This window comes from Ideonella sp. P3_A4 (assembly GCF_056403075.1).
The window spans coordinates 1-6,407 of the sequence record NZ_JBFUGE010000353.1; the positions used below are offsets into that span (position 1 = coordinate 1).

Below are 6,407 nucleotides of genomic sequence, written 5' to 3' on the forward strand. Positions count from 1 at the left end.
ACCGACTACCGCGCCACCGGCTGGCAGGTGCAGGTGCTTGATTTGACGCACGACCTGCGCATCCCGGTCTATGCCGCGGTGGCGCACCACACCGAGAGCGATCGCCACGCGATCGGCTTCGGCTGCCACCTGCAAGGCTCCATCGCGCTGAGCCGGGCATTGACCGAGTTGAACCAGCTGCTCGACCACCGCGCAGACGCCCCGCCCCCTTGGGACCGCGAGCTGCTGCCCCAAGCCGACTTCCTGCAGCCGCAGGGGCTGGCCCGCCACGCGCTGCCGTCGTTGTCGAACGGTGCGGACCTGCGAGAAGACATCACGCTGTGCTGCCAGCAGCTCGCCCGCGCCGGGCTGTCGCCGTTCGTCGTCAACAAGACCCGGCCCGACTTGGGCCTGAGCGTGGTGCAGGTCATCGTGCCCGGACTGCGCCACTTCTGGCCGCGCTTCGGCCCGGGCCGGCTCTACGACGTGCCGGTGGCGCAAGGCTGGCAAGCCCGCGCCGCCGATGAGGCGAGCCTCAACCCGGCGCCACTGTTCCTGTAGAAGCGTCGACGCGGCGCGCCTTCCGCGCCGCGCTTGGCGGGCTCGGACACCAATCTTTACCGCCGACAACGCGGTAGACGCATCTGCGTTCCTGAAAACGGTATAAACTGTATATATCGTTTTCTACAGGAGACCCCATATGAACGACCACGATACCGACGCCCCCAAGACCAACGGCAGCGCCGTGCTGGCCGAAGCCACCGAGCAGAAAGCCGAAACGCCCAAGGCGCCCAAGGCCAAGCTGGTGCGCGACAGCTTCACGATCCCGAAGGCCGAATACACCACGCTGAACGAGCTGCGCCAGCGCTCCACGCGCCTGGCCGCTCCGGCCAAGAAGAGCGAGTTGCTGCGTGCCGGCATCGAGCTGCTGAGGAGCTTGTCCGACCAGGCCTTCCTGGCCGCACTGGCCGCGGTGCCCAACCTGAAGACCGGCCGCCCGAGGAAGGACGGCGAAGAGTCGGACGAACCCACCGTCGGCAAGAAGATCATCGACAAGATCGCCGCCCGCCCTGCCGCCAAGAATGCCAGGAACGCCGCCAAGGCCGGAGCCGACGCTGCCCCGAAGAGCCGCGCCAAGAAGACCGGCGCCGGCAATGCCAACAAGAACGCGGCCAAGAACCCCGCCCGCCAAGCCGCCAAGAAGGCTGCCAAGCAAGCCAACGGCAACGACCCCAAGGTCAAAGCCGCCAGGCAGGCTGCCAGGGCCGCCCGGCAAGCCGCCGAGGCCGACGAGTCCTGATTCGAAAATTCAGCAGCCCCTGCGCTGCTGAACCGGCCGGCCCAGTGTCCGACCGCGCCCTCTAACTTCCAATCAGGGGGCACAGCATGACTTCCTGCTGGACGCGAGCCGCGTCGCACCCTGAGGCGTCCAATCCCCGAGCCGCCCGGTGCGGTTCGGGTTGACCCCAAATGCCTCTAGGGTTGCTCGCCTAGTTCGCGCCCGGACAGTCCTGTACGCTGCACCGCCTTACAGGCCAGGAGGTGCAGCGTGAACCAAGGCATTGAAGAGCATCTGCGCGTCGCGCTCGAACAGCAGCGCGCCGCTTTCGCGTCAGAGACCTTCCCCACGTTGGCAGTAAGGCGAGACCGTCTCGCACGCGTGAGGCAGATGACCGAGAAGCATGCGCAGGATCTKGCCGCGGCCATTGCGCAAGACTTCGAGAATCGCGCACGGCAAGAAACGCTGCTGACCGAGGTCTTCACCGTGCAGTCGGCGGCGCGCCACGCGATCAGCCACCTGCCCGGCTGGATGAAGACCCGCCGCGTGCCCACCGCGATGCACTTCTGGCCGGCGCGCAACCGGCTGCTACGCCAGCCGCTGGGCGTGGTCGGCGTGGTGTCACCCTGGAACTATCCGTACTACTTGGCAATGGCGCCGGCGCTGGCCGCACTGGCCGCCGGTAACCGCGTGCTGATCAAGCCGTCGGAGCTGACGCCCGCCACCAGCGAGTTGATGGCCCGCATGGTGCGCGAGCACTTCGCGCCGGAAGAGATGCAGGTCATCGTCGGCGACGCCGATGTCGGCCGCGCGTTCACCTCGCTGCCCTTCGACCATCTGTTCTTCACCGGCTTCACCGCGGTCGGGCGCATCGTCGCCCAGGCCGCCGCAAAGAACCTGACGCCGGTGACGCTGGAGCTGGGCGGCAAGTCGCCGGCGCTGATCGACCGCAGTGCCGACATCGGTGTGACCGCCGAACGGCTGGCCTTCGGCAAGCTGCTCAATGCCGGCCAGACCTGCGTCGCGCCCGACTACGTGCTGGCGCCACGCGAGATGGTCGGCCCGCTGGCCGATGCGATCCTCGGCCGGGTCCGCAAGATGTACCCGAAGCTGGCGGACAACCCCGACTACACCAGCATCGTCTCGACTCGCCACTTCGAGCGCTTGCAGGGCCTGTTGCGCGACGCGCAGGCCAAAGGTGCACGCCTGGTGCCCACGCACGCAGAAACGCCGCCTGGCCGCAAGCTGGTGCCGCACCTGGTGCTGGGCGCGACCGAGCAGATGACGGTGATGCAGGAAGAGATCTTCGGCCCGCTGCTGCCGATCATTGCCTACGACAAGCCCGAAGAGGCCTTGGCCTACATCCAGCGCCACGACCGGCCGCTGGCGCTGTACTGGTTCGGCCGAGACTCGGCCGCGCAGCGCCACGCGATGGAGCAGACGCATGCCGGCGGCGTAACGGTGAACGACTGCATCTGGCACCTGGGGCAGGAAGAGCAGCCCTTCGGCGGCGTCGGCGCGAGCGGCATCGGCTCGTACCACGGCGAATGGGGCTTCCGCACCTTCAGCAAGGAAAAGCCGATCTTCGAACAGACCCGCTTTGCCGGCACCAAGCTGTTCTACCCGCCGTACGGCGCGACCTTCGACCGCATGATCGGCATGCTGAAGAAGATCGCGGGCTGAAGAATCAGTCTCAACGGGCTGCGTGGCCGCCGCTGCGCAGCCCGTTTTCATTTCGGTCGCGCTAACTTTTCAGTAACGCGGGCTACGCCGACGTCTTCCCCCTAACTCGCCCATTCGGGTGCAACGCCCGAATCCGGCCTGATCGGCCGCGCGTAATTCAAAGCACCGAGCCCGCACACCGGGCCGGCCAACACACAGGCACGCCAGGGAATGCGGTTCGTTCCCAGCCGTCGGCTTGCCCTGTGCATTCCTCACACGCCTCAAGGAGCTTTGAATGAACACCCGATCTGTCACCACCTTCCGCTGGCTCAGCGCCGCAGCACTGCTGCTCGGCGCCGCCATAGCCCATGCGTCCGAGCCGGTCTACCCCGGCGCTCGCGTCTGCAAGGACCCGATCTACGTGACCAGCACCGTCACGTCCTTCGGCACGTCCAAGACTGCCTTCGGCGGCCCGGCCATCGCCCACTTCACCGTCAAGCGCTCGTACACCTACGACGGTAACTATGTCGACGTGCTGACCCAGGACTCGTCGTCGTACTACTTCAACGCCACGTCCTCGACCCGCCCCGACATCGTCCCCGGCTGGTTCAAGGTCTGCGCGCGCAACAACGGTGGCAGCACGATCTTTGTCGACATGCAGTTGAGCGGGTACTGAGCGTCAAGCCCCACGTTTGGCCTTGGCAGCGATCAGGTCGGCACGGTGCGTGTGAACGTCCCGGTGACGTCGGGTGCCTCGGCGCCCAACACGCCGTGCCAGACCGTCCCGAGCCCCTTGCTGACGACATCGTAGGCGTCGTCCACCTTGCCGTGGGGGCTCAGGTCCAGTTTGTCCGAGACCTTGTAGTCGATCGTGATCGTGCCGTCCTTGGCCACATGGGCGGTGCCGTCCAGCTGGCAATGCCGCAGCAACCAGGTCTGCTCGTTGGCAGCCACCTGCCAGGTCTTCTTGACGTTGGGGTCGTCCAGGTCGTAGATGTGTCGGAGCTGGTCCCACTTGCTCGATTCGCCGCTTTCGCCGCCCAGTCCCAGCGGGACGCGCCCTTCGCTTTCCGGGTATTTGTCCTTGTACAGCTCGGACAGCGAGATGTCGAACTCGATCTTGCCGTATCTCGGATCCGCTTTGGCCGCGTTCACGACGTCGGCATTGATTTGCTTTTCTTTCGCCACGAAGTCCGGGTCGTTCTGGATGCCGTCGGTGGCGTCCTTGTCCAGCGTGATCTCTTTCGCGCCAAACAACGCCTGCAAGGAAGCCTTCGCGGCGTTGTTGAACGGCAGGCGATCCGTCAGGTCGGCGACGGCCTTCTCCGCTGTCTCGTTCCCCGGCACGTGGTTCCAGGCCGATACCGCGGTATCGCGAACATCGTCGCGTACATCCGCCACCACGTCCCGCACGGGCGCGGACTCCTCCCACGCCTTCTCCAACACCGGCGAGGACTTGTCCCATGCCTTTTCCAGCAGGGGCACGGCCCTGTCCTTCGCCACTTCGAGCACTGGCGCGGCCTGCTTCCATGCCGACGCCGCTTGGTCAGCGGCGGCATCGCGCAACTTGTCCAGCTCGGGCATGACATCGTGGTGGAAGAAGTTGCCCGCGCTTGACGTCACTGAGTCGATCCAAGACATGTGATCTCCAGGTTAGGTTCTTCACAAGGGCACTGCGCTCACGCGAAGCAGTGCGAAGCAGTGCGAGGCACGCGCCAGACCGCCAAACAGCGCGGGGTGCAATGGCGAGGGCCGCCCGGTACCTGGCGAGGTGCGGATCGGCGCGTGACGCCGCTGCGTGAATCCACCCCGCCCCGCCGCATTGCTTTCCAGGCCATGAATAGTAGGACGCACGCTCTTCGATCCCCAACTACGAATAGGCGTATGGAACGCGCCACCCAGGCAGGCCGCAGGACAGCCGAAATGGCCGCTCAGCCGACCCGCCGTATCTGATACCAAAGACCAAACAAGGCCTGATTAACCTTAAAAGTCAGTGGTATTGCGACTTTTCCTTCTGCCAATGAAAAAGGGCGGCCTCGCAGCCGCCCTCGTTCTTGTCGTGCCCGGCCGTTGCCGATCAGCCCTTCCAAGTGAACGGGAACGCCACCTGCTTGAAGAACCCGTCCGGCACGTAGTCGCCCAGCACGCCGTAGTGCTCGGGCCATTCGCGGTCTGACTTGACGGCAGTGCCGAACAGGTAGTCAAGGAACGCGAAGTGAGCGGCGTAGTTCTTGTCCAGCGCTTCCTGGTCTTGCGAGTGGTGCCAGTGATGGAAGTTCGGCGTCACGATCAGGTAGCGCAGCGGGCCCAGCCGCACGCTCACGTTGGCGTGGTTGAACACCGCCTGGAAGCCAACGACGATGATGTAGGCGTCGATCACTTCCTTGCTGAAACCGAACAGGTAGATCGGCGCCAGCACCAGTGTGCGGGTGATGATCAGCTCGAGGATGTGCTGGCGCGAGCCGGCCAGCCAGTCCATGCTCTTGACGCTGTGGTGCACCGCGTGCAGCCGCCACAGCATCGGTACCTCGTGGTAGGCCCGGTGCGTCCAGTACTGCACCAGGTCGGCGACCAGGATGATCAGGAACAGCGCGACCCAGAAGTTCAGTTGCTGCACCCAACCGCGGATGCCGTCGTTCGCGGCCCAGCCGAACAGCCGATGCACCAGCAGGTTGGTGGCCAGCAGCACGAAGCCGACCAGCATGTGGTTGACGATGAAGTGCTGAAAGTCGGTCTGCCACTCGGCACGGAACACCGGCTGGTCTTTGCGCAATGCGAACAGCTTCTCGATGAAGACGAAGATCAGCGTCGAGCCCAGCAGGTCGAGGATGAACCAGTCCAGCCCGATGTAGGGCGTGTGGTCCGGAAAGTCGCTGTCCACCGGCACCTTGTGGCCGCCGAGCGCCAGGCACAGGCCGATCAGCGCAAACGAGCCAAAGGCCAGCCAGCGCGCCCGGCCGCGGATGATGTTGAACAGCGCGATCGAGCCCGACAACACCAGCGACCAGAACAGCAACTGGCGGATCACGTCGACCTTGTAAGCCTGGCGCAGTTGCGGCGTCGTCAGGTATTCGGGCCAGTGGAACGCCAGCACACCAAGGAAACAAAGAAGCGCCAGGCCCAGCGCGATCACGCCCGAGACCATGCCCTTGCCGGGCTGCAAAGCCCCGTGCGACTTGGTCAGCCGATTCAGTTTGTCGAGTTCGTTCATCCTGCCCTCCCAGGCGTGCGGTGTTCGTAATGGGTCGGGCGCAATTATCCCGGCTCAGGTGCGAAGCGTCCCCCTAGAAGACAGGGGTTGCCCTGGCGAAAACCCCTGACCCGCGCGACTTCCTGCTCAATCCGGTGCGTCGTCGGCATCCGTCTCGTCCAGCCGGCAACCGAGGGCAACTCGGGAGCAGCCGGTCGTCCTCGCCCGCCTACACTCACCCGCCGCCGCAAGCTAACCCGCTTTTGTGCCGGCATCGCGAGCCGCACTGACGTGGCT

Annotated in this window: 5 protein-coding genes and 1 pseudogene; 4 read left to right on the forward strand and 2 right to left on the reverse strand. The window is 65.3% G+C overall.

Annotated elements, in window-relative coordinates:
* From AC1DYI_RS23820 to AC1DYI_RS23835, 4 genes and pseudogenes are all read left to right on the forward strand, one after another.
* A partial coding sequence (locus AC1DYI_RS23820; protein ID WP_477206615.1) for a YcaO-like family protein occupies positions 1–540 on the forward strand: 540 nt, incomplete at its 5' end.
* Positions 541–679: 139 nt separating this feature from the next.
* Complete coding sequence (locus AC1DYI_RS23825) at positions 680–1,279, forward strand: hypothetical protein (RefSeq protein WP_477206616.1); 600 nt, start codon at positions 680–682, stop codon at positions 1,277–1,279.
* A 219-nt stretch (positions 1,280–1,498) separates the two neighbouring features.
* Positions 1,499–2,941 (forward strand): annotated as a pseudogene (locus AC1DYI_RS23830) (coniferyl aldehyde dehydrogenase); the annotation flags it as partial.
* Between the two features lie 274 nt (positions 2,942–3,215).
* Positions 3,216–3,596 carry a hypothetical protein gene (locus AC1DYI_RS23835; protein WP_477206617.1) on the forward strand — a complete coding sequence of 127 codons (381 nt, stop codon included), beginning with the start codon at positions 3,216–3,218 and terminating at the stop codon, positions 3,594–3,596.
* 32 nt (positions 3,597–3,628) lie between these two features.
* On the opposite strand, the gene AC1DYI_RS23840 is transcribed toward AC1DYI_RS23835, so the two are convergent.
* Positions 3,629–4,504 (reverse strand): hypothetical protein, encoded by an 876-nt coding sequence (locus AC1DYI_RS23840; protein WP_477206618.1) that lies wholly within the window; start codon positions 4,502–4,504, stop codon positions 3,629–3,631.
* Positions 4,505–4,997: 493 nt separating this feature from the next.
* Entirely contained in the window at positions 4,998–6,131 is a 1,134-nt protein-coding gene (locus tag AC1DYI_RS23845) for a sterol desaturase family protein (protein WP_477206619.1), read from the reverse strand.
* Between the last annotated feature and the right edge of the window lie 276 nt (positions 6,132–6,407).

What these genes read in the sequence shown, in the direction of transcription:
- AC1DYI_RS23825 (WP_477206616.1), top strand. Translation starts at nt 680, where the DNA reads ATGAACGACCACGATACCGACGCCCCCAAGACCAACGGCAGCGCCGTG.
- AC1DYI_RS23835 (WP_477206617.1), top strand. Translation starts at nt 3,216, where the DNA reads ATGAACACCCGATCTGTCACCACCTTCCGCTGGCTCAGCGCCGCAGCA.
- AC1DYI_RS23840 (WP_477206618.1), bottom strand. Translation starts at nt 4,504, where the DNA reads ATGCCCGAGCTGGACAAGTTGCGCGATGCCGCCGCTGACCAAGCGGCG.
- AC1DYI_RS23845 (WP_477206619.1), bottom strand. Translation starts at nt 6,131, where the DNA reads ATGAACGAACTCGACAAACTGAATCGGCTGACCAAGTCGCACGGGGCT.